This window comes from Kocuria sp. CPCC 205231 (assembly GCF_040980965.1).
Lineage (GTDB): Bacteria > Actinomycetota > Actinomycetes > Actinomycetales > Micrococcaceae > Kocuria > Kocuria rosea.
In genome coordinates, this window is record NZ_JAVKPP010000003.1 from 70469 (window position 1) to 95811 (window position 25343).

General features: G+C 73.3%; 20 protein-coding genes. 5 read left to right on the forward strand and 15 right to left on the reverse strand.

What is annotated here, in order from left to right; translation table 11 throughout:
• The first annotated feature begins 16 nt into the window (after positions 1-16).
• Complete coding sequence (locus tag RF640_RS03575; protein ID WP_368826638.1) at positions 17-1309, forward strand: glycosyltransferase; 1293 nt, start codon at positions 17-19, stop codon at positions 1307-1309.
• The gene (locus tag RF640_RS03580; protein ID WP_109243768.1) at positions 1306-2094 is read left to right on the forward strand and encodes a phosphatase; all 789 of its coding nucleotides are present in this window, start codon (positions 1306-1308) and stop codon (positions 2092-2094) included. The genes RF640_RS03575 and RF640_RS03580 overlap by 4 nt, the downstream gene beginning before the upstream one ends.
• A 67-nt stretch (positions 2095-2161) precedes the next feature.
• Here RF640_RS03580 and RF640_RS03585 read toward each other — a convergent pair whose 3' ends face one another.
• The 11 genes from RF640_RS03585 to RF640_RS03635 all read right to left on the reverse strand — a co-directional run bounded on the left by RF640_RS03585 (position 2162) and on the right by RF640_RS03635 (position 19077).
• The gene (locus tag RF640_RS03585; RefSeq protein WP_368826640.1) at positions 2162-3247 is read right to left on the reverse strand and encodes an inositol-3-phosphate synthase; all 1086 of its coding nucleotides are present in this window, start codon (positions 3245-3247) and stop codon (positions 2162-2164) included.
• A 116-nt stretch (positions 3248-3363) separates the two neighbouring features.
• Positions 3364-4041, reverse strand: a complete 678-nt coding sequence (locus tag RF640_RS03590; RefSeq protein ID WP_095650576.1) for a LysE family translocator — start codon at positions 4039-4041, stop codon at positions 3364-3366.
• 19 nt (positions 4042-4060) lie between these two features.
• Positions 4061-5086: an aldo/keto reductase gene (locus RF640_RS03595; RefSeq protein ID WP_051063761.1), complete on the reverse strand. Its 1026-nt coding sequence runs from the start codon at positions 5084-5086 to the stop codon at positions 4061-4063.
• A 107-nt stretch (positions 5087-5193) separates the two neighbouring features.
• Complete coding sequence (treZ, locus tag RF640_RS03600) at positions 5194-7068, reverse strand: malto-oligosyltrehalose trehalohydrolase (protein WP_095650577.1); 1875 nt, start codon at positions 7066-7068, stop codon at positions 5194-5196.
• Between the two features lie 5 nt (positions 7069-7073).
• The gene (gene treY / locus RF640_RS03605) at positions 7074-9431 is read right to left on the reverse strand and encodes a malto-oligosyltrehalose synthase (RefSeq protein ID WP_095650578.1); all 2358 of its coding nucleotides are present in this window, start codon (positions 9429-9431) and stop codon (positions 7074-7076) included.
• Positions 9432-9515: 84 nt separating this feature from the next.
• The gene (glgX, locus tag RF640_RS03610; RefSeq protein ID WP_368826643.1) at positions 9516-11702 is read right to left on the reverse strand and encodes a glycogen debranching protein GlgX; all 2187 of its coding nucleotides are present in this window, start codon (positions 11700-11702) and stop codon (positions 9516-9518) included.
• 135 nt (positions 11703-11837) lie between these two features.
• On the reverse strand, positions 11838-13406 hold the full coding sequence (locus RF640_RS03615) for an NAD(P)H-hydrate epimerase (protein WP_368826645.1): 1569 nt from the start codon (positions 13404-13406) through the stop codon (positions 11838-11840).
• Positions 13403-13774 (reverse strand): holo-ACP synthase, encoded by a 372-nt coding sequence (locus tag RF640_RS03620; RefSeq protein WP_368820383.1) that lies wholly within the window; start codon positions 13772-13774, stop codon positions 13403-13405. The genes RF640_RS03615 and RF640_RS03620 overlap by 4 nt, the downstream gene beginning before the upstream one ends.
• A gap of 77 nt (positions 13775-13851) precedes the next feature.
• Positions 13852-15732 (reverse strand): glutamine--fructose-6-phosphate transaminase (isomerizing), encoded by a 1881-nt coding sequence (gene glmS / locus RF640_RS03625; RefSeq protein ID WP_368826647.1) that lies wholly within the window; start codon positions 15730-15732, stop codon positions 13852-13854.
• A gap of 124 nt (positions 15733-15856) precedes the next feature.
• A complete protein-coding gene (locus RF640_RS03630; protein ID WP_368826649.1) occupies positions 15857-17002 on the reverse strand; it encodes a mannitol-1-phosphate 5-dehydrogenase in 1146 nt (381 codons plus the stop codon).
• The gene (locus RF640_RS03635) at positions 17002-19077 is read right to left on the reverse strand and encodes a PTS mannitol transporter subunit IICBA (protein WP_031282963.1); all 2076 of its coding nucleotides are present in this window, start codon (positions 19075-19077) and stop codon (positions 17002-17004) included. Before RF640_RS03635 ends, RF640_RS03630 begins: the two co-directional genes overlap by 1 nt.
• A 172-nt stretch (positions 19078-19249) precedes the next feature.
• Between RF640_RS03635 and coaA the strand changes: the two genes are divergently transcribed.
• From coaA to mscL, 3 genes are read left to right on the forward strand one after another with little or no spacing between them, the layout of a single operon-like run.
• A complete protein-coding gene (coaA, locus tag RF640_RS03640) occupies positions 19250-20206 on the forward strand; it encodes a type I pantothenate kinase (RefSeq protein WP_031282962.1) in 957 nt (318 codons plus the stop codon).
• On the forward strand, positions 20206-21048 hold the full coding sequence (locus tag RF640_RS03645) for a M15 family metallopeptidase (protein WP_176337770.1): 843 nt from the start codon (positions 20206-20208) through the stop codon (positions 21046-21048). Before coaA ends, RF640_RS03645 begins: the two co-directional genes overlap by 1 nt.
• Positions 21049-21057: 9 nt before the next feature.
• Positions 21058-21450, forward strand: coding sequence for a large conductance mechanosensitive channel protein MscL (mscL, locus tag RF640_RS03650; RefSeq protein WP_109268113.1), 393 nt, complete (start codon positions 21058-21060; stop codon positions 21448-21450).
• Between the two features lie 82 nt (positions 21451-21532).
• Here the strand turns inward: mscL and glmM are convergent, their stop codons facing one another.
• From glmM to RF640_RS03670, 4 genes are all read right to left on the reverse strand, one after another.
• Entirely contained in the window at positions 21533-22888 is a 1356-nt protein-coding gene (gene glmM / locus RF640_RS03655; protein WP_031282958.1) for a phosphoglucosamine mutase, read from the reverse strand.
• 132 nt (positions 22889-23020) lie between these two features.
• Positions 23021-23527 (reverse strand): 30S ribosomal protein S9, encoded by a 507-nt coding sequence (gene rpsI / locus RF640_RS03660; RefSeq protein WP_031282957.1) that lies wholly within the window; start codon positions 23525-23527, stop codon positions 23021-23023.
• Positions 23528-23560: 33 nt separating this feature from the next.
• Positions 23561-24004, reverse strand: a complete 444-nt coding sequence (rplM, locus tag RF640_RS03665; protein ID WP_017833326.1) for a 50S ribosomal protein L13 — start codon at positions 24002-24004, stop codon at positions 23561-23563.
• Positions 24005-24299: 295 nt separating this feature from the next.
• On the reverse strand, positions 24300-25268 hold the full coding sequence (locus tag RF640_RS03670) for a tRNA pseudouridine(38-40) synthase TruA (RefSeq protein WP_368826653.1): 969 nt from the start codon (positions 25266-25268) through the stop codon (positions 24300-24302).
• Positions 25269-25343: the final 75 nt, after the last annotated feature.

Consider the following 25343-nt stretch of genomic DNA (forward strand, 5'->3'; position numbering starts at 1 on the left):
CGGCTAGAGTTGAGCCGTGTCCGCCGCGCCCCGCCACGTCCTGCTGATCAGCCTGCACACCTGTCCCCTCGAGCAACCGGGGTCGGGGGATGCGGGCGGGATGAACGTCTACGTGCGCCACCTCGCCGAGGCCCTCGTGGACGCCGGCCACACCGTGGACATGGCCACCCTCGACCGGGGCCGCGGCGCCCCGGCCGTCGCCGGCGTGCGGCGCACCCGCATCCGCGAGGGGCTGCGGCTGCTCACCGTCTCGCTGCCGGGTGCCGCCGGGGCGAGCAAGGAGGACCTGCCCGGGTTCACCGCGGCCTTCGCGGAGGTGCTCCGCGCGGAGGCCGACCGGCCCGACGTCGTGCACGCCCACTACTGGCTCTCCGGTGCCGCGGGCCGGGAGCTCGCCGACGGCTGGGGCGTCCCCCTCGTCCTGACCCTGCACACCACGGCGCTCGGGAAGAACCTGCGCGCCCGGACCGGGGAGGGCCTCGAGCCGGCCTCCCGCGCCGAGGCCGAGGCCGGGCTGATCGCCCGGGCCGAGGCCACGGTGGTGAACACCCGGACCGAGGCGCTGCAGATGATCGAGCTCTACGACGCCGACGCGGGGCGCCTGACCGTGATCACCCCCGGAGTCGACCTCTCGGCCTTCTCCCCGGACCCCGCCCCCGGCGAGCCGCGCCGCGCCGACGAGCCGCCCCCCGGCTCACCGGGGCGCCCGCTGCGGATCCTGTTCGCCGGGCGCCTGCAGGCGCTCAAGGGCCCGCACGTCCTCGTCGACGCGCTCGCGCGGATCCGGCGGACCGACCCGGGCCTGCCCGTGGAGCTGGACGTCGTGGGGGTCGGCACCCGGGGCTTCACGGCCGCGCTCCGGGAGCGCGTGCGGGAGCTGGGGCTGGAGGACGTCGTGCGCTTCGGGCCCGCCCTGCCGGCCCCGCAGCTCGCCGCCCGGATGCGCCGGGCCGACGTCGTGGCCGTCCCCTCCTCCTCCGAGACGTTCGGCCTCGTGGCCCTGGAGGCGCAGGCCTGCGGCACGCCGGTGCTCGCCACGGACGTGGACGGGCTGCGCACCGCGGTGCTCGACGGGCTCACCGGCCGGCTCGTGCCCGACCGCGACCCCGGCTCGTGGGCGCGGGCCGTGGTCGAGCTCGCCGGCGACCCGGCCGCCCTGATGCGCATGGGCCGGGCCGCCGCCCGGCGCGCCGAGGGCCACTCCTGGGACCGCACCGCCCTGGCCACCGCGGAGGTCTACGCCCGGGTCCGCGCCCGGGCGGGGGTACGCGACGGTAGCGGCCGGCGCCTGAATACACTCGAACGGTGACGACCTCCCCCCTCTCCCCCGCAGACCTCGCCCGCCACCTCGACGACCACCGCATCACCGGAGCGGTGGCGACCTCCCGGGAGGCGAACCTGCGCAACATCCAGGGCTTCCTCGACGGCGACCAGCACCAGCACATGGGCGTGGTGCGCACCCGGGACTGGAGCTTCGACGACGTGTTCGCGCTGATGCGCGACCGCGTCGGCATCTCCCCCGACCGGGCCCACGCCGAGGGCCAGGACACGATCTCCGCGGAGCTGGCCGTCGCCGGGCTGGAGCGCTACGCGCGGGTCCTCGGCGAGGTGGTCGCCGCCGGCGGGCGCGTGCTCTTCGCCACCGGCCACCCGGCCGGCCTGTTCCCGGTCTACGCGCAGCTGGCCCGGGTGGCCCGCCGCGCCGGGGCGCACGTGGTGCAGGTCCCGGACGGCTTCCCGTTCGAGGACGGCGACGTCCGGCAGATCGAGAGCGTCGTGATGGTCGAGCAGTACGGCGGGCTGCGGCACACCCACTTCCCCGGGCCGATGTCCCTGACCCTGGAGAAGCTGCGCCGGGACGGGCAGAACCCGCCCGACCTCGTGGTCGCCGACCACGGCCTCGCCGGGGCGGCCGGGTCCCGGGGGCTGCGGACCATCGCGGTCGCCGACTGCAACGACCCGGGCGTGTTCGTGGCGGAGGCGCAGGGCCAGGTCGAGGTCGCCGTGCCGCTCGACGACAACCTCCCGCCGCGCGTCTACGAACCGGTCACGGCGTTCGTGCTCCACCGCGCCGGCCTGGCCGACTACCTCTGAGCCCCCGGAGCACGGGACCCCCGCACCGGCAACGGTGCGGGGGTCCCGTGCTCCGGGGGCGGCGGGCTCAGCGCTCGCGGTCGCCGCGGATGAAGGCCTCCAGGTCCGCCCTGGCCACGTCGTCGGGCAGCTGCAGGTGCGGGGACTTCATGAAGTACGCCGACGCGGAGGTGAGCGGGCCCCCGATCCCGCGGTCCGCCCCGATCTTCGCGGCCCGGATCGCGTCGATGATCACCCCGGCCGAGTTCGGGGAGTCCCACACCTCCAGCTTGTACTCCAGGGAGATCGGGGCGTTGCCGAAGCCGTGGCCCTCCAGGCGCACGAAGGCGAACTTCCGGTCCTCCAGCCACGGCACGTGGTCCGAGGGCCCGATGTGCACGTCGCGCGTGCCGAACTCCCGCTGGACGTTGGAGGTCACCGCCTGGGTCTTGGAGATCTTCTTGGACTCCAGCCGGGTGCGCTCGAGCATGTTCATGAAGTCCATGTTCCCGCCCACGTTGAGCTGATACGTCCGGTCCAGCACGTAGCCGCGGTCCTCGAACAGCTTCGCCAGCACCCGGTGGGTGATCGTCGCCCCGATCTGGGACTTGATGTCGTCGCCCACGATCGGCACTCCGGCGTCGGTGAACTTCTGCGCCCACTCGTCGGTGGAGGCGATGAACACGGGCAGCGCGTTGACGAAGGCCACCCCGGCGTCGATCGCGGCCTGGGCGTAGAACCGGTCGGCCTCCTCCGAGCCCACCGGCAGGTAGGACACCAGCACGTCCACCTGCGCGTCCTTCAGGGCCTGGGCCACGTCCACGGGCTCGGCGGCCGACTCCTGGACCATCTCCCGGTAGTAGGACCCGAGTCCGTCCAGGGTGGGCCCGCGCTGGACGGTGACCCCGGAGGGCGGGACGTCGGCGAAGACCAGGGTGTTGTTCTGCCCGGCGCCGATCGCCTCGGAGAGGTCGTACCCGACCTTGGCGGCGTCGACGTCGAAGGCGGCCACGAACTCGATGTCGGACACGTGGTAGTCGCCGAAGACCACGTGCATCAGCCCCGGCACGGTGGCGGCCGGGTCGGCGTCGGCGTAGAAGTGCACGCCCTGGATCAGCGAGGAGGCGCAGTTGCCGACACCGGCGACGGCCACGCGAATGGGATGGTGGGACACGGGACTCCTTTGTCTGGTCGTCTGGGTCCCGTCCCCGGCGCCCGGCCGGGCAGGACCCAGCGCTCCAGTCTAGTGCCCGCCGCGGGCGGGTTCGGCCCCGGGGCCGGCCGGCGGGCTCACAGCGCACTGAGCAGCAGGCCGAGGGCCAGCACGAGGAACAGCACGCCGGCGGCGAGCTCCACGGCCGCCCCGTGCCGCCGGAAGCCCGCGGCCAGCCGCTCGACCGAGCCGACCCACGCGACCGCGGTGAACCAGGCGAGGCCCACGGCCACGAGCAGCGCGAAGACCAGGGCCGCCTCCCACCACAGCGCGCCCACGGGGACCACGTTGGCGAACAGCGCCACGAAGAAGATGATGGCCTTCGCGTTCGAGAGGTTCGTCACGAGTCCGAGCACGAAGGCCCGGCCGGGGGTGACGGAGCGCCCCGGCGGGGCCTGCGGCTCCCCCGGGACGCTGCCGGGCCCTCCGCCCGCCGCGCTCGGCACCCGGTCCGGCACGGCCCGGGCGGCGAGACCCGCCCGGATCCCGCTCACGCCCAGCCAGCCGAGGAACAGCGCCCCGGCCACCTGGATCAGTCGCTGGAGCGTGTCCGCCTGGCCGATCAGGACGGTCACCCCGGTGAGGGAGAGCGTGATCCACACGAGGTTGCCGGTCATCACCCCCACCGCGGTGAGCACGCCGGCTGCCCGGGAGCCCAGCGACGCGTTGCGCAGGATCACCAGGACGTCCGGGCCGGGGGCGACGATCCCTGCGATCCACAGCCCGAGCAGGGCGAGGTACTGCGAGGCCTCCACGGCTACCGGGCCCCGCCGCTCACGCGGTCTTGGAGTCGCGGGCGCCCGCCCAGATGTTGATGTCGGAGTCCGTGGCCAGCCGGTCGATCGACTCCAGCTCCTCCGGGGTGAAGGAGAGGTGGTGCACGGCGCCCACGCTGTCCTCGAGCTGCTGCGGCGAGGACGCGCCGACGAGCGCGGTGGTGACCTGGCCGTCCGCCTGCTCGCGCAGCACCCACGCGATCGCCATCTGGGCCAGGCTCTGCCCGCGGGCGGCGGCGATCTCGTGCAGACCGCGGACCTTCTCCAGGGTCGTGCCGGTCAGCCACTCCGGGTTCAGGGACTTCTCCGCGGCGGCCCGGGAGCCCTCCGGGACGCCGTCCAGGTACCGGTCCGTGAGCATGCCCTGGGCCAGGGGGGAGAACACGATCGAGCCCATCCCCGTCTCCGTCAGGGCGCCCAGCAGGGAGGTCCCCGACGGTCCGGGGGACTCGATCCACCGGTTGAGCATCGAGTAGGACGGCTGGTGGATCAGCAGCGGCGTGCCCAGCTCCCGCATGATCTGCTGGGCGCGCAGGGTCAGCTCGGCGTTGTAGGAGGAGATCCCCACGTACAGGGCCCGCCCGGAGCGCACGATGTGGTCGAGGGCCCGCATCGTCTCCTCGAGCGGGGTGTCCGGGTCCGGGCGGTGGTGGTAGAAGATGTCCACGTGGTCCAGGCCCATCCGTTGCAGGGACTGGTCCAGGGAGGACACGAGGTACTTCCGGGAGCCGCCGAAGTGGTACGGGCCCGGGCCCATGGTCCAGCCGGCCTTGGAGGAGATCACGAGCTCGTCCCGGTACGGCGCGAGGTCCTGCGCCAGGATCCGCCCGAAGTTCAGTTCCGCGGCGCCGGCCGGCGGGCCGTAGTTGTTGGCGAGATCGAAGTGGGTCACGCCGAGGTCGAAGGCCCGGCGCAGCGTGGCGCGCTGGGTGGCGAGCGGCTTGTCGTCGCCGAAGTTGTGCCACAGCCCGAGCGAGATCACGGGCAGCTTCAGCCCGGAGTCGCCCACGCGGCGGAAGGGCATGGTCTCGTAGCGGTCGTCGGCCGGGAGGTAGGGGACGTCGGGTCCGTAGGTGCGCACGGGGGCCTTTCGAGGGTCGGGGAGGTCGTTCGGTGGACGGCGGAGAGGGCTCAGTAGCGCACCACGGCGGCGCCGTGGGCGGGCAGCGCGGCGACGCCGCCGCCGCCGGAGCCCGCGGTCAGCGACACGTCGCCGGAGCGGTAGAGCACCTCGGCGTCCGGGCGGCCGGGGAAGGGCACCTGCGCGGGCCCGGCGCCGAAGTTCAGCAGCACCGCGACCCCGTGGTCGGAGCCCGGGGCCGTGGCACGGCGCAGCACGAACCAGCGGGCGTCCTCGTCGAGGTCGGTGCCGATCGTGTCGAAGCGCGGGTCGGTGAGCTCGGGCACGGCGCGCCGCAGCGCGATGAGCTCGCGGTAGGCGCTCAGCACCCGGGCGTGGTCGTCCCGGCCGAGCTCGTCCCAGTCGAGCTTCGAGTTCGTGAACGTGCTCGGGTCCTGGGGGTCCGGGACCGTGTCCTCGTCCCAGCCCATGGACGCGAACTCCGCCTTGCGGCCCTTGGCCACGGCCTCCCCGAGCTCGGGCTCGGGGTGGGCGGTGAAGAACTGCCACGGCGTGGACGCGCCCCACTCCTCCCCCATGAACAGCATGGGGGTGAACGGCTGGGTGAGGAGCAGTGCGGCGCCCAGCACGAGCTGGTCCGGCGTGAGGCTCGCGCTGATCCGGTCCCCCGCGGCGCGGTTGCCGATCTGGTCGTGGTTCTGGATGCACGTGACGAACTGCCACGGGCGCACCCGCTGCTTGTCGACCGGCCGCCCGTGGTGGCGGCCGCGGAACACCGACATGGTGCCGTCGTGGTAGAACGCGTCCCGCATCACCTTGTCGAGGGTGCCGAGGGCGGCGAAGTCGGCGTAGTAGCCCTGCGTCTCCCCGGTCAGGGCGACGTGCGCGGCGTGGTGGAAGTCGTCGAGCCACTGCCCGGTCATGCCGAGGCCGTGGGCCGTGGTCGGCGTGATCATCCGGTGGTCGTTGAGGTCGGACTCCGCGACGGTGAACAGGGGCTTGCCGGTCTCCACGCCCACGCGCTCCACGAGCTCGGCGATCTCCTCGAGGATGTGCACGGCCCGGTGGTCCTGCAGGGCGTGCACCGCGTCGAGGCGGAACCCGTCCACGTGGTAGTCGCGCAGCCACATCTCGACGTTGTCGAGGATGTAGTCCCGCACGCCGTCCGAGCCCCAGCCGTCGAGGTTGATGAGGTCGCCCCAGGTGCTGGAGCCGGGCTTGAAGTAGTCGGCGAACAGGGGCAGGTAGTTCCCGGACGGGCCCAGGTGGTTGTAGACGACGTCCTGGATCACGCCGATCCCGCGCTGGTGGCACGCGTCCACGAAGCGCTGGTAGGCCGCGGGCCCGCCGTAGGACTCGTCCACGGTGTACCAGAGGACACCGTCGTAGCCCCAGTTGTGCTCGCCGTTGAAGCCGTTGACGGGCAGCAGCTCCACGAAGTCCACGCCGAGCTCCACGAGGTGGTCGAGCCGCTCGACCGCCGAGTCGAGGGTGCCCTCCGGGGTGAACGTGCCGGGGTGCAGCTCGTAGACGACGGACCCGGCCAGGGTCCGCCCGGTCCACGCGGCGTCCCCCCACCGGTGCGCGGAGGGCTCGAACGTGCAGGAGAGGTCGTGCACGCCCTGCGGCTGGCGGCGGGAGCGCGGGTCCGGCAGGACCTCGGAGACCTGCGAGCGCTCCTGCGCCGTGCCCTCGTCGAAGGTCTTGCCCAGGAGGTAGCCGTAGCGCACGGTGCCCTCGGGGACGTCCGCGCCGTCGGGCAGGGTCCACCAGCCGTCGCGGCGTGCCGCCGTGCCCGCCGGGGAGTCCTCGGGCAGGTCCGCGGCGGGGATCATGTCGTGGTCGTCGCCCTCGATCCGCACGGTCACCGTCCTGGCGTGCGGGGCCCAGACGTCGAAGCGGTTCAGGTGCTCGCGGGTGTTCATGGGGCTCAGGAGTCCTTCCGGCGCAGCAGCGCCACGGGGTAGTCGGCGAGCAGCCGGGACAGCGCCACGGTGCCCGAGTGCGTGCGGCGGGTCAGCAGGTCCTCGAACCCGCCCGCGGGCAGCTCGAGGGTCTCGCCGTCGAAGCCGCCCGCGGCGGCGAGGCCGAGGGGCAGGCGGGTGGCCACGGTCACGGCGCCGCCGCGGTCGAACGCGAACACGTGCCCGGCCAGCGGGCCGGACGCGGTCAGCGGGGTGTAGCCGGTGAACAGCTCGGGATGGTCCCGGCGCAGCCGCAGGGCGCGGCTGGTGACGAGCAGCTTGGCCGCGCCGTCCGGTCCCACGGCGGGGATCCCGTCGGCGGTGCCGCCCACGGGGGTGTCCAGCCGGGCGAGCCCGGCGGCCCGGGCCCCGAAGTCGACGGGACGGCGGTTGTCCGGGTCCACGAGGGACTCCGCCCACAGCTCGGAGCCCTGGTAGACGTCCGGGACGCCGGGCATCGTGAGCTGGACGAGCTTGGCGGCGAGCCCGTTCGCCCAGCCGGCCGCGGTGACGTGCTCGGCGAAGCCCTCGACGACGGCCCGCATCTGCGGGTCGTGGTGGACGAGCTCGACGAACCGGGTGAGCCGCTGCTCGAACCCGGCGTCCCCGTCGACCCAGGCGGTGGAGTTGCCGGCCTCGCGAGCGGCCTTGAGGGCGTAGTCCAGCACGCGCTCCTGCGAGATGGGCCAGGCGCCCACCACGGCCTGGAGCACGAGATTCACGAGCGGGCCGTCGCCCACGAGGGCCCCGGCCTGCTCGGCGAGCTTCTTGACGGTGCCGACCACGCCGGCCCACTGCTCCCCCGCCTCGGCGAGCACGGTGATCCGTGCCCGCACCGCCTCGGAGCGCTTGGTGTCGTGCGTGGACAGCGTCGTCATCGCGAGGGGCTCCTCGGCGGCCCGGCGGGCGAGCTCGGCGTGCGCCTCCTCGGGGGTCACGGCGAAGTGCGACGGGTCGCCGCCCACCTCGGTCAGCGAGGTCAGGCGGGGGAAGCGGTAGAACGCGGTGTCCTCGACGCCCTTGGCCATCACCATCCCGGAGGTCTGCTGGAAGCGGCGGGCGAGCTCCCCGAGCCCGGCCTCGTCCGTGGCGTCGACCCCGAGCAGCCCGCCCAGGGTCCCGATCGCGCCGGCGAGGTCCGGGCGCTGCTCCCGGGCGGCGTCGAGGGCAGCCCGCAGGTGCTCGGCGCCCTCGGGCAGGTAGCTGCGGTAGACGGGGAAGTTCGCGAGGATCTCCGCCAGGGCGTCCTCGGCGACGGCCCGGTCCAGGCCGGCGTCCTCGGGCACGAGGCGGGCGAGGCGCCGGACCTCGGCCAGCAGCGCGCCGTCGGCCATGGCGCGCTTGGTGCCGTGGATCATCTCGTCCCAGTGCACGGGCTCCCCGCCCCGCAGCCGGGCGTCCAGGCTGGTGAGCGCGTACTCCCCGGCCGGGTCGGTGAGCAGCCGGTCGATCACGCCGAGGGCGTCGTAGCCGGTGGTGCCCGCGGTGGCCCAGTCGCGGGGCAGCCGCTCGCCGGGCTCGAGGATCTTCTCGACGACGACGTAGGCGCCGCCCGTGAGCTCCTTCAGCTGCTCGAGGTACTGCCGCGGGTCGCGCAGCCCGTCGGGGTGGTCGATGCGCAGGCCGTCGACGAGGCCCTCGTCGATCCACCGCTTGATCTCCGCGTGGGACTCCTCGAAGACCTCCGGGTCCTCGACGCGCACGCCCGCGAGCGTGGCGACGGTGAAGAACCGGCGGTAGTTGAGCTCGGCGTCGCCGCGGCGCCAGTTCACCAGCTCGTAGTGCTGCCGGTCGTGGACGTCCTGCGGGTCGTCGCCCTCCGCCCAGGTGCCCTCGGCCAGCGGGTAGACGTTGTCGTAGTAGCGCAGCGTGCCGTCCTCGACCCGCAGCTGCGCGAGCTCATCGTCGCCGTCGCCCAGCACGGGGATCAGCACCCGGCCGCCGCCGGACGCCCACTCGACGTCGAAGGCCTTCGCGTACGGCGAGGCCTGGCCCTGCGCGAGCAGCGACCACCACCAGGGGTTCTGCTCCGGGGCGGCGACGCCCTGGTGGTTGGGGACGATGTCCACCAGCACGCCCATGCCGCGGGCGTGGGCGGCGTCGGCGAGCGCCTTGAGCCCGGCGGCGCCGCCCCGGACGGGGTCCACCTCGGCGGGGGACGCGACGTCGTAGCCGTGGTCGGAGCCGTCGACGGCCCGGAGGATCGGCGACAGGTAGACCCAGTCCGCGCCGAGGTCGTGGAGGTAGTCCACGAGCCCCGCGGCGCGGTCGAGCGTCAGGTCGGAGGTGATCTGGAGTCGGTAGGTCGAGATAGGTGTGCGCACCGCACCAGTCTGTCGGCCCGGCCCCGGAAACGCCAGCAGGCTGTCGACCCGTGTCCGGGTCGACAGCCTGCCGGGGCCGTCAGCTCACTGGTCCTGCGGCGTCTTCGCGTACGCGGCCACGGAGGCGGCGACCGACGCGTCGGGCTCCTCCTCGGGGGCCTCGTAGGCGCGCAGCACGACCATGGACTTGCCGTCCAGGGTGATCGAGGTGCGGGCCTTGCGGATCTGGCCGTCGGCGTACTTGCCCGCGGTGTCGATGACCTCCTCCCACTGCCGGCCGTAGCGCACCGGCGGGAGCTTGACCTTCACGGGCTCCGGGTTGGAGTTGAAGTACACGATGAAGTTCACGTCCGTGATGGGCCGCCCGCGCATGTCCACGCCGGCGATGCCGTTGCCGTTGAGCCACATCCCGAAGGACCGGGACAGGGGCTCGTCCCAGTCGGCGGGCTTCAGCGGCGCGCCGTCCGTGGTCAGCCACGCGATGTCGGGCATCGGGCGGCCGGTGTCGTCCGCGTCCATCTCGACGGGACGGCCGTCGAAGAACTCCGAGCGCCGGAAGGACGGGTGGTCGTGGCGCAGGTGGGTCACGGCGGCGACGAACTCGGTGAGCGGGCCGTCCATGGTGTCCCAGTTGATCCACGACAGCTCGTTGTCCTGGCAGTACGTGTTGTTGTTGCCGTCCTGCGTGCGGCCCAGCTCGTCGCCGTGCAGCACCATGGGCGTGCCCTGGGACAGCAGCAGCGTCGCGAGGTAGTTGCGCTGCTGGCGGGAGCGCAGGGCCAGCACCTCGGGATCGTCGGTGGGGCCCTCCACGCCGCAGTTCCAGGAGCGGTTGTGGGACTCGCCGTCGTTGTTGCCCTCGCCGTTGGCCTCGTTGTGCTTCTCGTTGTAGGAGACCAGGTCCCGCAGCGTGAAGCCGTCGTGGGCGGTGACGAAGTTGATCGAGGCGAACGGCCGGCGGCCGCTGTGCTCGTAGAGGTCCGCCGAGCCGGTGATCCGGGAGGCGAACTCGCCGAGGGTCGCGGGCTCCCCGCGCCAGAAGTCGCGCACGGTGTCCCGGTACTTCCCGTTCCACTCCGTCCACTGGGGCGGGAAGTTGCCCACCTGGTAGCCGCCGGGGCCCACGTCCCACGGCTCGGCGATGAGCTTCACCTGGGACACGACCGGGTCCTGCTGGACGAGCTCGAAGAACGTGGCCAGCTTGTCCACGTCGTAGAACTCGCGGGCCAGGGCGGAGGCGAGGTCGAAGCGGAAGCCGTCCACGTGCATCTCGGTCACCCAGTAGCGCAGGGAGTCCATGATGAGCTGCAGCGAGTGGGGGTGGCGGACGTTGAGGGTGTTGCCGGTGCCCGTGTAGTCCATGTAGAACTTCTGGTCGCCCTCCACCGTCCGGTAGTAGGCCTGGTTGTCGATGCCCTTCATGGACAGCGTGGGGCCCATGTGGTTGCCCTCGGCCGTGTGGTTGTACACCACGTCGAGGATCACCTCGATGTCGGCCTGGTGCAGGGCGCGCACCATGGCCTTGAACTCCTGGACCTGGCCGCCGAGGTCGTTGGTGGAGTGGTACTCGTTGTGCGGGGCGAAGAACCCGATGGTGTTGTAGCCCCAGTAGTTGCGCAGCCCCTGGTCGAGCAGGGTGCTGTCCTGCACGAACTGGTGCACGGGCATCAGCTCGATGGCCGTGACCCCCAGCTTCTGCAGGTGCGTGATCACCGCGGGGTGGGCCACGCCGGCGTACGTGCCGCGCTGCTCCTCCGGCACCTCGGGGTGCTGCTGGGTGAGGCCCTTGACGTGGGCCTCGTAGATCACCGACTTGTGGTACGGCGTGCGGGGGGTGCGGTCGCCCTCCCAGTTGAAGAACGGGTTGATCACCACGCCCATCATCATGTGGGGGGCGGAGTCCTCGTCGTTGAACGAGTCCTCGTCGCCGAAGTCGTAGGAGAACAGCGCCTGGTCCCAGTCGATCTGGCCGGAGACGGCCTTCGCGTAGGGGTCGAGCAGCAGCTTGGCGGAGTTGAAGCGCTGGCCCTCGGCGGGGTTCCACGGTCCGTGCACGCGGTAGCCGTAGCGCTGCCCGGGCTGGACGGTCGGGAGGTAGCAGTGCCAGACGTAGCTGTCCTGGGCCGCGACGTCGACGCGGGTCTCGGTGCCGAGCTCGTCGAACAAGCACAGCTCGACCTTCTCGGCGCCCTCGCTGAAGAGGGCGAAGTTCGTGCCGGTCCCGTCGAAGGTGGCTCCGAGGGGATAGGGCTGACCTGGCCAGACTTCCATGGGGGATCTCCTGTCGTACCGCCGGGCAGGGGTCACCGTCAGCGGGCTGGGTGTTGGGGCAAGTGGGATCGATCTTAGCCCGGACCGGAGGCGCCCGTGTCCCCGGGGCGGTCCGCCGGGGCCGGGACCGCCGGCTCAGCGGTCCCGGCGCAGGACCGTGCGCACGTTCGCGGACAGCGCCGTGGGGGGCACGGGGCCGAGGCCCTCCACCCGGGAGGCGTAGCCGTGCACGGCCACGGCGAGGGCGGCGGCCACCGCGCGGCGGGCGTCCCCGCGGGCCCAGTCCCCCGCGGCGGCGAACGCGTCAGGGTCCTCGGCGCTGCCCGCGAGCGCCGCGCCCATGATCCCCGCGAGGGTGTCCCCGCTGCCCGCGGTCGCCAGCCACGGGCTGCCGTCGGCCTGGGAGAGCAGCGCCCCTCCGGGGGACGCGACCAGGGTGGTGGCGCCCTTGAGGACGACGACGGCGCCGGTCGCCTCCGCGGCCGCGCGCGCCCACCGGGCGGGCTCGGCCTCGATCGCCGCCCGGTCCGGCGCCTGCCCGCCGCCGCCGAGGGCGGCGAGCCAGGCGAGCACCTGCTCGAGCTCCCCGGCGTGCGGGGTGAGGACCTTCCCCGGGCCGAGGGCGCCGTCGGCGGCCGCCCGGGCCGCCGCGTCGAGGGCGCCGGCGTCGACGACGGCGGGGATCGGGCCCGCGAGCACGGCGCCGATCCGGGACTCCTGGGCCGCGTCGCCCACCGCGCCGGGGCCCACGACCCACGCCTGGACGTGGACGTCGTCGGGGTGGTCCTCGGAGGCGACCACTTCGGGGCTGGTCAGGCACACCAGGGAGCGGGTGGCGGCGTCGCCGAGGTGGCGGACCATGCCGGCGCCGGCGTCCACGGCGGCGCGCGTGCACATCAGCGCCGCCCCGGGGTAGGTCGGGGAGCCGGCCACGACGCCCACCACGCCCCGGGAGTACTTGTGGGAGGCCGCCCCCGGCCGCGGCCACAGCGCCGCGACGTCGTCGGGCTCCAGGCGCCGCAGCGCGGGGGCGGGCAGGGCGTGCTCGATCCCGAGGGGCACGGTCCGCACCTCGCCGCACCACCGGTCCCCCGGCGGCAGGAACAGCCCGGCCTTGGCCCCGCCGAACGTCACGGTGACGTCCGCGGCCAGGACCGGCCCGGCCACCGCACCCGTGTCCGCCGAGACGCCCGAGGGGACGTCGCACGCCACGACCGCGGGGGCCCCCTCCGGGGGCCACCGGTCCAGGAGCGCGCGGACGAGCTCCGCCGCCGGCCCGCGCAGCCCGCCCCGGGCACCGGTGCCCAGTACGGCGTCGAGCACGAGGTCGGCACGGAGCACGTGCTCGGCCGCCTCCTCGAGGGCGGGCCCGCCGTCCCCGGCGCGCAGCACCCGACCGCCGGCGGCCCCGAGGGCCGCGGCGCCCCCGGGGTGCAGCCGGTCGCCGACCGCCACGGCGAGCACGGAGGCGCCGCGGCCCGCCAGCTCCGCCCCCGCCCACAGCCCGTCCCCGCCGTTGTTGCCGGTGCCGGCGAGCACGACCACGCGGGCGCCGGCGACCCGCTCCCGGCGCCCGCGCAGGCGCTGTGCGCAGACGAGGGCCAGGCCGTGGGCGGCCCGGCGCATCAGTGAGAGGCCCTCCCCGCGGTCGAGGAAGGGCGTCTCGGCCGAGCGCACCTGCGCGCCGGTCCAGGCGGGGATCACGCCGGCCCCCCGTCCCCGGTGCGCTCGGCGATGACCATGGCCATGGCGATCCCGCCGTCGTGCGTCATGGTGAGGTGCCACCGGTCGATGCCCTGCCGGCGCGCCTCCTCCGCCACCGTTCCCTCGGTGCACAGCTGCGGGGCGCCGGAGGGGTCCTTCTCGATCCAGCAGTGCTGCCAGATCATCCCGGGCGGGGCCTTGAGCGCCTTGGCCGCCGCCTCCTTGGCGGCGAAGCGCGCGGCGAGCGAGCGCACGTGCAGGTCCCGCTCGAGCGGGGTGAACAGCCGGGCCACGAGGCCGGGGGTGCGGGCGATCTGCTCCTCGAAGCGGGCGATGTCCACCACGTCGATGCCGGTGCCGATGATCATGGTCCCCAGCCTAACGACCGCCGGCCCGCCGCCCGGGAGGATCCGGGGCGGCGGGCCGGTGCTGCGGCGGGCGCGGGCTACTCGACGGTGACGGACTTCGCGAGGTTGCGGGGCTGGTCCACGTCGTAGCCCTTCGCCGTGGCCAGCTCGCACGCGAAGATCTGCAGCGGGACGGTGGTCAGCAGCGGCTGGAGCAGCACCGGGGACTGCGGCACGCGGAAGATGTGGTTCGCGTAGTCGGCGACGGCCTCGTCCCCCTCCTCCGCGATGACGATGGTCACGGCCCCGCGGGCGCGGATCTCCTGGATGTTGGAGACCACCTTCGCGTGGAGGGAGTCCCGCCCGCGCGGGGAGGGGACGATGACGAACACCGGCTGGCCCTCCTCGATGAGGGCGATCGGCCCGTGCTTGAGCTCGCCGGCGGCGAAGCCCTCGGCGTGGATGTACGCGATCTCCTTGAGCTTGAGCGCGCCCTCGAGGGCCACCGGGAAGCCGACGTGGCGGCCCAGGAAGAGCACGGACGAGGCGTCCTTCATGGACTGCGCGAGCTCCTTGACCCCGGCCTGGGCGTCGATGACCTGCTGGATCTTGGCCGGCATGGCCTCGAGCTCGGCGAGGATCTGCCCGATCTCGTCCTTGTACTTGTTGCCGCGCAGCTGGGCCAGGTAGAGGCCCAGGAGGTAGGCGGCGGTGATCTGGGCCAGGAACGCCTTGGTCGAGGCGACGGCGATCTCCGGGCCGGCGTGCGTGTAGAGCGCGGCGTCGGCCTCGCGCGGGATCGTGGAGCCGTTGGTGTTGCAGATCGCCACGACCTTGGCCCCCTGCTCCTGGGCGTGCCGGACCGCCATGAGGGTGTCCATGGTCTCGCCGGACTGGGACAGCGCGACCACCAGGGTCCGCTCGTTGACGATCGGGTCCCGGTAGCGGAACTCGTGGGCGAGCTCGACCTCGGTGGGGATCCGGCACCAGTGCTCGATCGCGTACCGGGCGACCTGTCCCGCGTAGGCGGCCGTGCCGCAGGCCACGACGACGATCTTGTCCACGGCGCGGAGCACCGCCTCGTCGATCTTGAGCTCGTCGAGGACCAGGTTCCCGTCCGGGTCGGTGCGGCCCATGAGGGTCTGCTCCACGGCGGCGGGCTGCTCGTTGATCTCCTTCTCCATGAAGGACGGGAAGCCGCCCTTCTCGGCGGCGGCCGCGTCCCACAGCACCTGGAAGGGCTTGCCGTCGGCGCGGTTGCCGTGGAAGTCGGTGATCTCGTAGTCGTCGGCCGTGATGGACACGACCTGGTCCTGGCCCAGCTCCACGGCGCTGCGGGTGTAGTCGATGAACCCGGAGACGTCGGAGCCGAGGAAGTTCTCGCCCTCGCCCAGCCCGAGCACCAGCGGCGAGTTGCGGCGGGCGGCGACCACGCGGCCGGGGTGGTCGACGTGCACGGCGAGGAGCGTGAACGCGCCCTCGAGCCGGCGGCACGCGACCTGCATGGCCGCGGTGAGGTCCTGGTCGCCGAGGTCGTTGTAGGTGTCGGCCAGGAGCACGGCGGCGACCTCGGTGTCGGTCTCCGAGAGGAACTCGTGCCCCTTCTCGACGAGCTCGCGCTTGATCTCGGCGAAGTTCTCGATGATGCCGTTGTGGATCACGGCGAGCCGGCCGCCGTCGACGACGTGCGGGTGGGCGTTGACGTCCGACGGTCCGCCGTGCGTGGCCCAGCGGGTGTGCCCGATGCCGGTGGTGGAGCGGGGCAGCGGGCTGTCGCGCAGCTCCTGCTCGAGGTTGAGCAGCTTGCCGGCCTTCTTGCGGAAGCCGACGGTGCCGTCCGCGACGACGGCCACGCCCGCCGAGTCGTAGCCGCGGTACTCGAGGCGCCGGAGGCCCTCGACGAGGACGTCCAGGGCGTCGTGCCCGGACTCGTCCGAGCGCTGGGAGGAGGGGCCCACATATCCAACAATTCCACACATGCGCTTCACAGTACCGCATGGATCTCGCCCGCCCGGGCGCACCGGACCCGGCGGGCCGGGCCGTGTTCCCGCCTCTTCTGGGGACACGGCCCGGCCCGCCTGTGGGCCCTTCCGTGGGGCCCGGTCAGCCCCGGCGCTCCCGGGCGGCGCCGGCCACCAGCGCCTCCAGCGGCGGGAAGAGCGGGTGCTCGGCGTCCAGCCCCGTGATCTCCCGGACGGCGTCGGCCGGCTCCAGCGTGTCGAGGAGCTCGCCCAGCCGGACGGCCTCCGGGTCGTCGGCGGGGTCGAAGCGCAGGGCGGCCCCCACGGCCGCCTGCAGGCCGTCGGTGCCGAGGCCCCGTTCGGCCAGCTCGGCGGCCGGGCCCACGAACCGCTCGTGCCGGCCGAGCTTGCGCAGCGGGGCGCGGCCCACGCGCTCGACGGTGTCGGGGAGGTGCTCGTTGGCGAAGCGGTCGAGGATCTTCGCGACGTAGCGTCCGTGCTCCTGCTCGTCGAACCCGTGCTTCGCCACGAGCAGCGCCTGCGTCTCCGCGAGCGCTGCCGCGACCCGTTCCCGGATCCCGGGGTCGGCGATCGCCTCCGCGATGCGGTGCCGGCCGGCCCGGTAGCCGAAGTACGCGCACGCGGCGTGGCCGGTGTTGACCGTGAACAGCTTGCGCTCGATGTAGGGCACGAGGTCGTCGACGTAGGTCGCCCCCTCGATGGCCGGCTCGCCCCCCGCGAACGGGGTGCGGTCGATGACCCACTCGTGGAACTGCTCCACGACCACGTCGAGCCCGCCGCCGTCCTGCTGGGGCACGATCCGGTCGACGGCGGTGTTGGCGAACACCGCCCGGCGGTCGAGGTCCTCGCCGCCGTACTCGGCGCGGACGGCCTCGGCGAGCAGGTCCGTGGCGGACAGGGCGTTCTCGCACGCCATGACCGCCACGGGGGATGCGCCGTCCGGGCGCGCGGCGATGCCGCGCGCCACGAGCGGCGCCACGAACTTGAGGATGTGCGCGCCCACGGCCGTGGTGACCACGTCCGCCGTGGCGATCTCGGCGACCACGGACTCCGGGGCGTCCGCCGAGTTGAGCGCCCGGTACCCCTCGACGACCGTGTCGCGGGAGCCGGCGCCGACCTCGTGGACGGTGTAGCTGGGGGTCGACGCCAGCGCGTCGATCAGCGGGGCCGCCACGTCGGCGAACACGACCTCGTAGCCCGAGCGGTGCATGAGCAGGCCGACGAAGCCGCGGCCGATGTTGCCCGCCCCGAAGTGGACGCACTTCATCAGTCGTTCACCTTCCCCAGCAGGTCGAGCACTTCGTCGGCGGTCCTCGCCTCGTCCAGCTGGCGCACCTTCTCCTTGTTGCCGAAGATCTTCGCGACCCGGGAGAGGATCGCGAGGTGCTCGTTGTCCTTGCCGGCGATGCCGATCACCCAGGTGACGGGCTTGCCGTTCCAGTCCAGGCCCTCGGGGTAGCGCACGACCGACAGGGCCGAGGAGCGGATGCTGTCCTTCGCCTGGTTGGTGCCGTGCGGGATGGCCAGGCCGTTGCCCATGAAGGTGGACACCGACTCCTCGCGCTCGTGCATGGAGGCCACGTACGCGTCGGTCACGGCACCGGCCGCCACCAGCAGGCCGCCGGCCTCGTCGATGGCCTGCGCGGCGTTGCGCGCGCCGCCGTCCATGACGATCCGGTCCCTGGTGAGGATGGTGGCGTCCCCGGACGTCCCGGCGCCCTCGCCCGGGTCCGCGGCCACGGTGTCGCCGCCGGAGGCCGCTCCCCCGCCGCCGGCCGTGGCCGCCGCCGCGCCGCCGCCCGCCGGGACGGCGGCGCCGTTGCGCTGCTGCACGGCCTCGACGATCTCGTCGTAGCGGGGGCTGCCCATGAAGTTGTCGACGGTCACCACCGCGGCGCTGGGCACCTTCGGCCGGGCCCGCGTGGCCAGGTCCTGGTGGGTGACCACGATGTCGAAGTCGTCGGTGAGGTTGGCGATCGCCGCGTTGGTGACCTTGACGTCGGCGAACCCGGCCGCCTTGACCTTGTTCCGCAGCACGGAGGCGCCCATCGCGGAGGAGCCCATGCCGGCGTCGCACGCGAACACGATGCGCTGCACCGGTCCGCCGTCGGCCAGCTCACGGGCGGGGGTCCCGCCGGTGTCCGCGCCGCCGCTGGTGCCGACGATCGCGGAGGACACGGAGCTCTTCTTGCCCTTCATCCCCTCCATCCGGGAGGTGGCCTCGGTGAGGTCTCCCTCGCCCTTGTCCTTGGAGGCCTTGAGGATGATCGAGGCCACGAAGAAGGACACGGCGGTCGCGGCCGTCACCGCGAGGGCCACGCCCACGTAGCTGTCGGTGGTGGCCTGGGCGAAGATCGCGATGATCGAGCCCGGGGCGGCCGGGGCGCGCAGGCCCGCGTCGAAGAGGGTCAGCGTGAAGATGCCCGTCATGCCTCCCGCGATCGCCGCCAGGATCAGCGCCGGCTTCATCAGCACGTACGGGAAGTAGATCTCGTGGATGCCGCCCACGAAGTGGATCAGGGCCGCGCCGGGAGCCGAGGCGCGCGCGGCGCCGCGGCCGAAGACCGTGTAGGCCAGCAGGATGCCCAGACCGGGGCCGGGGTTGGCCTCGAGCAGGAAGAGGATCGACTTGCCCTCCTCCAGGGCCTGGGCGGTGCCCAGGGGGGTGAGGATGCCGTGGTTGATCGCGTTGTTGAGGAACAGCACCTTCGCGGGCTCGATGAGGATCGAGGTCAGCGGCAGCAGCCCCCGGGTGACCAGGAAGTCCACCGCCGAGGCGGCCGCGTTGGAGAAGGCCAGCACGGCGGGGCCGATCAGGAAGAAGCCGAAGATGGCCATGGCCGCGGCCAGGATGCCGGCGGAGAAGTTGTTCACGAGCATCTCGAAGCCGGGCTTGATCTTCCCGTCCCAGATGGCGTCGACCTTCTTCATCACCCACGCGGTCAGCGGGCCCATGAGCATCGCCCCGATGAACATGGGGATGTCGGTGCCCACGATCACGCCCATCGTGGCGATCGCCCCGACCACGCCGCCGCGGACGTCGTAGACCATCCGCCCGCCCGTGTAGGCGATCAGCAGCGGCAGGAGGTAGGTGATCATCGGGCCGACCAGGCCCGTGTACGGCTCGCCCTCGGCGTTCTCGCCGAACCCGCCCAGCGGGCCGAAGGGGGTGAAGCCCGCCTCGATGAAGAACGCGGTGATCAGCCCCCAGGCGATGAACGCCCCGATGTTGGGCATGATCATCCCCGAGAGGAACGTGCCGAAGCGCTGCACGTGCGCGCGGGCCGCCGTCGACCGCCCTCCCGCCGGTGCTGTGGTCTCTGAGGTCGTTGCCGTCGCCATGGTCCTGTCCTGACTCTCGAGCGGGGTGGTCCTCCACCGGCGGAGCGCACGCGCCGTGCACTGCTGTGAGTTCTCTCACGGCGAATACCGGATCGAGACCAAATCTACACCCGGGTACGGGGCCTGTCTCCGGTACACCTCGGGCGCCGGGGTGCGGTCTAGACTGTGGTCGATGACCGCATCTACGCTGAGCGAACGCGCCTCGCCCTTCGTGGAGCTCGACCGGCAGACCTGGTCGAGACTCTCCCACGAGATCGACGTTCCCCTCACCTCTCGGGAGATCGAGAACCTGCGCGGCCTCGGCGACCGGCTCGACGTCGCGGAGGTCCGCGAGGTGTACCTCCCCATCTCGCGGCTGCTGACCCTCTACGACGAGTCGTCGAACCGGCTCAACGCCTCGACCAACGCGTTCCTCGGCGAGGAGCACGCCCGGACCCCGTTCGTGATCGGCATCGCCGGCTCCGTGGCCGCCGGCAAGTCCACCACGGCCCGCCTCCTGCGCGAGCTGCTGTCCCGGTGGCCGTCCACCCCCCACGTGCAGCTCATCACCACCGACGGTTTCCTGTACCCCAACGCGGAGCTGCAGCGCCGCGGGCTCATGGACCGCAAGGGCTTCCCGGAGTCCTACGACCGCCGCGCCCTGCTGCGCTTCGTCGCCAAGATCAAGTCGGGCGCCCCCGAGGTGCGGGCGCCCAAGTACTCGCACCACAGCTACGACATCCTGCCCGGCGAGGAGGTCGTGGTGACCCGCCCGGACGTGGTCATCATCGAGGGGCTCAACGTGCTCGCCCCCGCCAAGGTGGGCCCCGGGGACCGGGCCGCCCTCGCCCTGAGCGACTTCTTCGACTTCTCGATCTACGTGGACGCCCGGCCCGCGGACATCGAGCGCTGGTACGTGGAGCGGTTCCAGGCCCTGCGCTCCTCCGCGTTCGCCGACCCCGGCTCCTACTTCCACCGCTACGCCGACCTCTCCGACGAGAAGGCCGTGGCCACCGCCACCGGCATCTGGCGGCGGATCAACGAGCCCAACCTGATCGAGAACGTGCAGCCGACGCGCGGCCGCGCCCGGCTGATCCTCTCCAAGGACTCCGACCACTCGATCCGGCGCGTGCTGCTGCGCAAGAACTGATGGACGCCCTGCGCGCCGGCGCCCTCCTGCTCGCCGCCGCGGTGCTCGTGGCCGGGTGCGCACCTGATCCCGGGGCCGCTCCCCCGGCCCCGCCGGAACCCTCCGGCACCACCGCGGCACCGGCCGCGCCCGCCCCGCCCGGGTCCGGTCCTGCGTCCGTGCCGGCTCCGGCGTCCCCGTCCGGGCCGGCGTCCGCCTCCGGCACGGCGTCGCCGGCACCGGCGCCCACCACCGGCCGGGGGCCGGGACCGCGCCCGGAGCTGGACGACCCCGCCTCCCTCGCCGTGGTGGTCAACAAGCGGCGGCCCCTGGACCCGCAGGACTGGGCTCCCGCCGCCCTCGAGGACCTCGAGGGGCACCTGCTGCGCCCCGAGGCGGCCGCCGCGGCGCGCACGCTGCTGGCCGCGGCCCGGGCGGACGGCGTGCCGGTCCGGATCGTGTCGGGCTACCGCTCCTTCACCGAGCAGTCCCGCACGTACGCCGGGTGGGTGGCGCAGAAGGGCCCGGAGGCCGCCGACACGGCGTCCGCCCGCCCGGGTCACTCGGAGCACCAGACCGGGCTGGCGGTGGACGTCGGCGAGGGCTCCGGGTGCGACCTGCGCGTGTGCTTCGACGGGACGGCCACCGCCGCGTGGGTGGCCGAGCACGGGCCGGAGCACGGCTTCGTGGTCCGCTACCCCTGGGGCGAGCACGGCACCACCGGCTACTGGTACGAGCCGTGGCACCTGCGCTACCTCGGGACGGAGCGGGCCCAGGAGCTCGCGCGCTCGGGCGCCGCGACGCTCGAGGAGTTCTCCGGCCTGCCGCCGGCCCCGGACTACGGACCACCCGCGCCCGGCTAGTCTGTGGCCATGCTCAAGGGATTCCGGGAATTCATCATGAAGGGCAACGTGCTCGACCTGGCCGTCGCCGTGATCATCGGCGCGGCGTTCGCCCAGGTCGTCAACGCCATGGTCGAGGCGGTGCTCATGCCGCTCATCTCCGCGCTGGTCGGCTCGCCCAACTTCGACTCGTTCGCGGTGCTCACCGTCAACGGCAACGACATCAGGTTCGGCGTGCTGCTCACCGCGCTCGTCAACTTCCTGCTCGTGGCCGCCGCCGTGTACTTCGCCATCGTGCTGCCGATGAACAAGATGATCGAGGCCCGCAACCGCCGGCTCGGCATCGATCCCACCGAGGAGGAGGCCGACGCCCAGGTGCAGCTGCTCACCGAGATCCGCGACGCCCTGCGCCGACGCACCTGATCCCGGTCCCGCCGGACCCGCCGGACGCCGGAGGCCCGCACCGTGCGCACGGTGCGGGCCTCCGGCGCCCGGCGGGACCGGCTCAGACGGTGAGGGCCAGCTCGCGCTCCACGACGGACGCGAGGAACTCCGTCTCGGCCCGGGCGATCTCCTCGGAGGCCGCCTCGACCATCACGCGGACCACCGGCTCGGTCCCCGAGGGGCGCAGCAGCACGCGGCCCGTCTCGCCGAGGCGCTGCTCGACCTCCGCGACGGCCGCCTGCACCCCGGGGTTGGAGCCCACCGCGGTGCGGTCCACCCCGCGCACGTTGAGCAGCACCTGCGGCAGCCGCGTCATCACGCGGGCCAGCTCCGCGAGCGGTGCGCGGGTCTGGGCCACGCGCGAGGCCAGCATCAGCCCGGTCAGCAGCCCGTCGCCGGTGGTGGCGTAGTCGGACATGATCACGTGGCCGGACTGCTCGCCGCCCAGGTTGTACCCGTGCTCGGTCATCGTCTCGAGGACGTAGCGGTCCCCCACGGCGGTCTCCCGCACGTCGATGCCCGCGTCCCGCAGGGCCAGCTTGAGGCCGAGGTTGCTCATCACGGTGGCCACGAGCGTGTCCTCGACGAGCCGGCCCGCGTCCTTGAGCGCCAGGGCGAGGATCGCCATGATCTGGTCCCCGTCGACCTCGCGGCCGGTGGCGTCCACGGCGAGGCAGCGGTCGGCGTCGCCGTCGTGGGCGATCCCGAGGTCGGCCCCGAGCTCGACGACGGCCCGCTGGAGGGGCTCCAGGTGGGTCGAGCCGCAGCCGTCGTTGATGTTCAGGCCGTCGGGCTCCGCGCCGATGACGTGCACCTCGGCGCCCGCGCCGCGGAAGGCGTCCGGCGAGACCCCGCTGGCGGCGCCGTTGGCGCAGTCCAGGACCACGCGCATCCCCTCGAGCCGGTGCGGGATGGCCCCCACCAGGTGCAGGACGTAGCGGTCCTCGGCGTCCGTGAGCAGGTGGATGCGCCCGACCCCGGCGCCGGTGGGGCGCCGGAAGTCGCCGGACTCGAAGACCTGCTGGATCTCGTCCTCCACCCGGTCCGGGAGCTTCCGCCCGCCGTGGGCCAGGAACTTGATCCCGTTGTCGGGGGCCGGGTTGTGCGAGGCGGAGATCATCACGCCGAAGTCGGCGTCGAGGTCCGCCACCAGGTAGGCCAGCGCGGGGGTCGGCAGGACCCCGGCGTCGTGGACGTCCACGCCCGAGCCGGCGAGACCCGCGGTCACGGCGGCGCTGAGGAACTCCCCGCTGGCCCGCCCGTCCCGGGCGACGACCGCCGTGGGGCGCCGCCCCTCGCGTGCGTGGCCGTGGCCGAGCACGATCGCGGCCGCCTGGGCCAGGTCCAGGGTCATGTTGGCTGTGAGGAGGTCGTTCGCGAGCCCGCGCACGCCGTCCGTTCCGAATAATCTAGACATCGCCCCCATCCTACGTTCCCCGCGGCCCGGACACCGGCAGGCGGGCAGAAACGACGGGACCCCGTCCGACACCGGTGTGCACCGGGTCGGACGGGGTCCGTGACGCTGGGGGCGGGCCGGGAGGCCCTCCGATCAGCGCTTCGAGTACTGCGGAGCCTTGCGGGCCTTCTTGAGACCGGCCTTCTTGCGCTCGATGACGCGCGGGTCGCGGGTCAGGAAGCCGGCCTTCTTGAGGGTCGGGCGGTTGTTCTCGAGGTCGATCTCGTTCAGGGCACGCGCCACGCCGTGGCGCAGGGCACCGGCCTGGCCGGAGGGGCCACCGCCGTGGATGCGGGCGATGACGTCGTAGGCGCCCTCGAGCTCCAGCACCTTGAAGGGGTCGTTGACCTCCTGCTGGTGCAGCTTGTTCGGGAAGTAGTTCTCCAGGGTGCGGCCGTTGACGGTCCACTGGCCGGAGCCGGGGACGACGCGCACGCGGGCGACGGCCTCCTTGCGGCGGCCGACGGCCTGGCCGGAGACGGTGAGGGCCGGGCGCTCGGCGGCGGCCTCGGTCTCCTCCGCGGGGGAGGACTCGGAGGTGTAGCTGCTCAGCTGCTCCTCGCCGTCCACGATGTTCTGCTCTTCAGTATTCTGAGCCACGATTTTCCTCGCTCGTTTCTGTCGTAGGCCCGGTTACTGGGCGACCTGGGTGAACTCGAAGGTCTGCGGCTGCTGGGCACCGTGGGGGTGCTCCGGGCCGGCGTAGACCTTGAGCTTGGACATCTGCTGGGCGGCCAGCTTGTTCTTCGGGAGCATGCCACGGATGGCCTTCTCCACGGCGCGGACCGGGTGCTTCTCCAGCAGCTCGGCGTAGGAGCTGGACTTGAGCCCGCCCGGGTAGCCGGAGTGGCGGTAGGCCCGCTTCTTCTCGAGCTTGGAGCCGGTCAGGGCCACCTTCTCGGCGTTGATGATGATGACGAAATCACCGGCGTCCACGTGGGGAGCAAAGGTCGGCTTGTGCTTTCCGCGCAGCAGCGTTGCGGTCTGGCTGGCAAGGCGACCCAGGACGACGTCGGTGGCATCGATGACGTGCCACTGGCGCTGGATGTCACCGGGCTTCGGGGTGTACGTACGCACGTTAGTTTGCCTTCGTTCGGGTTATCTCGGTGGCGCTAGTTGGGATCACGCCGTTTCTCGGTGTGCCGTCCGGGGCTCGGGTGAGGGCCGAGCTGCATCCGGTGCCCGAGACCCCGGTGCACCGGACCGCCAGGCGTCCTGCAACGGGACAGCGGATCCGGGTACACGTGAACCGAGGCGGGACACGCACAACAGCACCCCACGGTACCGGATGGAGCGGCCAAAGACCACTCGGGCCATACACCCGGAGGGTGCGGCGGTCAATCTCCCCGCGGGCGCCCGGGCCCGCGGAGGCTCACGCTCCGCCGCGCCGGGGCGCCCCGGGAGCGTCGCGGGGATCTCCTCGGAGCTCCTCGCGGGCGGGGTCGCCGAGCGGGGCGCGCCGCGCCCGGGTGCGCTCGGCCCGCTCCCCCAGGGCGGCGTCCCCGGGATAGCGGACCTCCTCGAGCACGAGGCCGTGCGGCGGGGCCATCAGCGCCTTGGCGTCCCGGACCCGCTCCGCGAGCCGGCGGCCGAGCCAGTCGGGGTCCTCGCGGCCCGCGCCCACGCGGGCGGCCGCGCCCACGACCGAGCGGACCATGTGGTGGCAGAAGGCGTCCGCCTCGATGCCCAGCAGCACGAGCCCGTCCCGGTCCCGCTCGACGGACACGTCCAGGACCTCCCGCACCGTCGTGGCGCCCTCCCGGGGGCGGCAGAAGGACAGGAAGTCGTGCAGCCCCACCAGCTCCTGCGCCGCCCGGGCCATGACGGGGACGTCGAGCACGTCCTTCGACCACCACGTCAGGTGCCGGGTCAGCGGGTCCCGGCCCGCCGCGCCGTCGTCGATCCGGTAGCTGTAGCGGCGGGAGACGGCGGAGAAGCGGGCGTCGAAGCCGGCGGGGGCGGCGCCCGCGCGGCGGACCACCAACGCGCCCGGGCACTCGGGCAGGCCCTGCGCGCGGCGGCTGCGGCCCAGGACGTGGGCCAGGGCCCCGGTGAGGCGGCGTTCGAGCGCCCGTCCCGGGTCCTCGTCCCGGCCGCGGGCGAGACCGGTCCACTCCGCGGGGGCCAGGTCCAGGTGCGCCACCTGGCCGCGGGCGTGCACCCCGGTGTCCGTCCGGCCGGCCACCGCGACCCGCACGTCCCGGCGGACCAGCACGGCGAGGGCGTCCTCCACGGCCCCCTGCACGGTGGGCAGGCCCGGCTGACGGGCCCACCCGGCGAACGGCGCGCCGTCGTAGGCCAGGTCGATCCGCACGCGCACGGGGGAATCGGACGGGCTCATGGTCAGCTCCTGGGAGGGGGTGGTGGGGGGTGCGGCGGGCACGACGACGCCGCCGGGGACCAGGTCCCCGGCGGC